Genomic DNA, 1,351 nt, shown 5'->3' with positions numbered 1-1,351 from the left:
TTTTGCTGAAACTTTCAAATCTCATATCTAACAATCTCTATAAATATCCATCCACTCGTTCATCGAAGTACACCCTAAGCTGGTTGAGGATCATACCCCAATTCTGAATAGGCATTGTCCATTTTTCGGTGGCATCCATCACTATCAGATACAGAATTTTGAACAGTGAATCGTCAGTTGGGAATGAACTTTTGGTTTTTGTGAATTTTCTAATTTTCCTGTTGAAGTTCTCTATTGGATTCGTGGTGTAGATCATCCTTCTGATCTCTGGGGGATACTTAAAGAATGTGCATAAACCTTGCCAGTTACTTCTCCAGCTCTTTATAGCGTATGAGTATTTGCTGCCCCATTTCTTCTCAAATTCGTCAAGTGCTGTCAATCCTGCTTCTTCATTAGGGGCAGTGTATATTGCTTTCATATCATCACAGAACTCTCTTCTATCCTTATAATTGACGAATCTCGTTGAGTTCCTTATCTGGTGAACTATGCACCGCTGTATCTCGGTTTTTGGAAAGGCTGCCTTGATGGCAGCCTCAAATCCACTTAATCCATCGACCGAGGCGATTAAAATGTCCTTTACTCCACGATTTTTCAGATCAGACAATACATTCATCCAGAATTTGGATGATTCCGCCTCACCTATCCAGATGCCAGGTATCTCTTTTTTGCCTTCTATTGTTATTGCAAATACCGTATAAGCTGTTTTCTTTGCTACATGACCGTCTTGGTTCACATTAAAGACAATGCCGTCCAAATAGATTATGGGATACATTGGCTCAAGCTGTCTACTCTGCCATTCCTTTGCTATAGGAAGGATCTTATCGGTTATTCTGGTTACCATTTCTGGCGATACATCAATCCCGTAGATCTTTCTCATATGGTGCTCGATATCCCGATTGCTCATTCCCTGAGCAAATAAAGAAACAATCATATCCTCAAGCGAATTTGATATGGTCCTTTCATGCTTTTTTACGATCACAGGTTCAAATTCGCCATTGATGTCTCTTGGAATATCAAGAGGTATCTCCCCGAACTGGCTTTTTACGGTCTTTTTGGTGTGCCCGTTGCGAGAATTGCTCGTTGTTTTATTCTTCCAATCGTACCTGGAATAACCAAGTTCGTTTGTCATTTCCTCTTCCAGTGCTTCCTGGAGAACATCTTTGATCTCGGCGATAAAAGCTTCTTCTATACTTTTCCCCGTTTTCAGATTATTCTCCCTGAGCCATGTCCTTGCTTGTTGTTTTGTAAATAGTTGTGCCATTTTTGCTAACTCCTATACAGTTTTCCGTATATGAAGTTTCAGCAAAAAAGATTACACTCCCTGACTTTGTCAGATTACCTCCCTCTTATA

1 protein-coding gene is annotated in these 1,351 nt (G+C 40.1%); it reads right to left on the bottom strand.

What is annotated here, in order from left to right; all coding sequences use genetic code 11:
* Window positions 1–37: 37 nt before the first annotated feature.
* Entirely contained in the window at window positions 38–1,261 is a 1,224-nt protein-coding gene (locus MNV_RS10180; protein WP_096205758.1) for an IS256 family transposase, read from the bottom strand.
* Between the last annotated feature and the right edge of the window lie 90 nt (window positions 1,262–1,351).

The organism is Candidatus Methanoperedens nitratireducens (assembly GCF_900196725.1).
GTDB classification, from domain to species: domain Archaea; phylum Halobacteriota; class Methanosarcinia; order Methanosarcinales; family Methanoperedenaceae; genus Methanoperedens; species Methanoperedens nitroreducens_A.
This window is presented reverse-complemented; position numbering and strand designations above follow the sequence as displayed.

Excerpts from the sequence above, each read along its gene's own strand:
- MNV_RS10180 (WP_096205758.1), bottom strand. The coding sequence starts at position 1,261 with ATGGCACAACTATTTACAAAACAACAAGCAAGGACATGGCTCAGGGAG.